We start from the raw sequence: 1,524 nt of genomic DNA on the forward strand, positions 1-1,524 counted from the left end.
CATGCGGGCGAGCATCCGAATCGGTCGCAAGCAACTAGACAGATGCCTGTGCGGTCGTTTCGATACAACGCGAACGAACACGGAAGAGGGTCAGTTGATGGCGGTTGCGTCGTTGATCAAGGTACTAGAGGCCGATTGGGTTGAGGCGTTTGGGAATGGGAAGCCGGAAGGCCAGGCGATTTTGTTCCAGCGTCCAGGTGATGCTGGGTGGAAGCCCGCGCGGATTGTGGCCGTCAGCGGCCCCACGGACGGCATTTACGGCCTCACCCTTGAAGCGGAGTACGCCTGATGCCCGTAGCCGTGTCAATCGAGTTTCCCCGCGCCGACGTGGACGCGCTGTTCCGGCAGATCGACCGGGCGCAACGGTCCATCGGCATGAGCATGGGGCAGGCGGTCAGGACGGCTGCTACAGCCGTTGCCGCGTCCATCGGGGCCAGTACGCGGGTTGCGCCAAAGCACAGAGATTTTAGGGAGACGGGACAGTGGAGCGGCAACCGCAAGTTCGATGAAAAGCGCGGCCGGTTTTATGTAAACCGCGAGTTTGAGGTGACTAGCTTGCAGGGTGGTGTCCGCAAGGATTTCCGCATCTGGGCAAAGGACAAGAGCGCGGCCAAACGGGACAAGCGCGTCATCATCGGACGCCGTGGGTTGGCCAAGATGGCTTGGAGAAGCGCGGCGGCGGCTGCCGGCCTTGCGTTGCGCGGAATCGGCACACAGGGGGCAAGCAGTTCCGCCCGCCGAAAAGGGGATCAGTTGTCATACGGGCGCGGCGTGTACCGGGGTGACAACCCTGAGGCCCGCCTTGTCAGCCGGGTCGAGTACGCGACCGCCGCGCTACAGGGCGGCCCCCAGGCCGTGGAAACCGCGTTCGCCAGGGCCGCCCGTAACATGGAGCGGCAGATAACAGACAAGGCCGTGAAGAAACTGGGAGCGAAATGAACACCGCCGCCGCAATCGAGATCGCTGTTGCCGCCGTGTTGCGCCAGTTCGCCACGCTGGGCGAGGGCGTAGTGGTTCGCCCCTGGCAGTCGCTGGCATCCGACCCGACGTGGAAGAAAAGCAAGGACCGCAGTTTCCCAATGGTGAGCGTCCAGTGCGCCGCCCCCGCCACGGAAGACGGCAACCCGGCAATCCAGATTGCCACCTGCCGCGTCATCTGCGGTACGTGGAACGATGACGATCAGGACCATTCGCAGGTCCGCGCCATGTACGAAGAAGCCGAGCGCGTGCTGATGGAGCTGTTCGGGGCGTTCCGCAAGGGAAACGAATCGGCGGAAGTCTACGCCGCATTCAAGGACGAACTGGAAGCCAACGTCAACGCGGCCACGTTTGCTGACTGGGCGTTGCGGTGGGAAGGCGGTGACGCCCCTATGAGCGGCGACGGGGCCAACTTCATGGGCATGTCGATTGTCGTTCACTTTAGAAACCCTGCGTTCTGCTAACGGAGAAACAAAATGGAAAAAGAGATCGAAATGGAAAAAGGCGGGGCGCGGGTGTCCGTGCCGGCGAAGCGCGTTGGGGCCA

Annotated in this window: 3 protein-coding genes; all 3 read left to right on the forward strand. The window is 62.7% G+C overall.

All coding sequences use genetic code 11. The annotated features are described in order from the left end of the window. Nucleotides 1-289 (forward strand): hypothetical protein (locus P5540_19920; GenBank protein HRT67082.1); only part of this gene is annotated, 289 nt, incomplete at its 5' end. Beyond that, on the forward strand, nt 289-939 hold the full coding sequence (locus P5540_19925; protein ID HRT67083.1) for a hypothetical protein: 651 nt from the start codon (nt 289-291) through the stop codon (nt 937-939). The genes P5540_19920 and P5540_19925, both read left to right, overlap by 1 nt. Then, nucleotides 936-1,442, forward strand: a complete 507-nt coding sequence (locus P5540_19930; protein HRT67084.1) for a hypothetical protein — start codon at nt 936-938, stop codon at nt 1,440-1,442. Before P5540_19925 ends, P5540_19930 begins: the two co-directional genes overlap by 4 nt. The last annotated feature ends 82 nt before the right edge of the window (nt 1,443-1,524 follow it).

Source organism: Candidatus Hydrogenedentota bacterium (genome assembly GCA_035450225.1).
In the GTDB taxonomy this organism is placed as follows: Bacteria; Hydrogenedentota; Hydrogenedentia; order Hydrogenedentales; family SLHB01; genus DSVR01.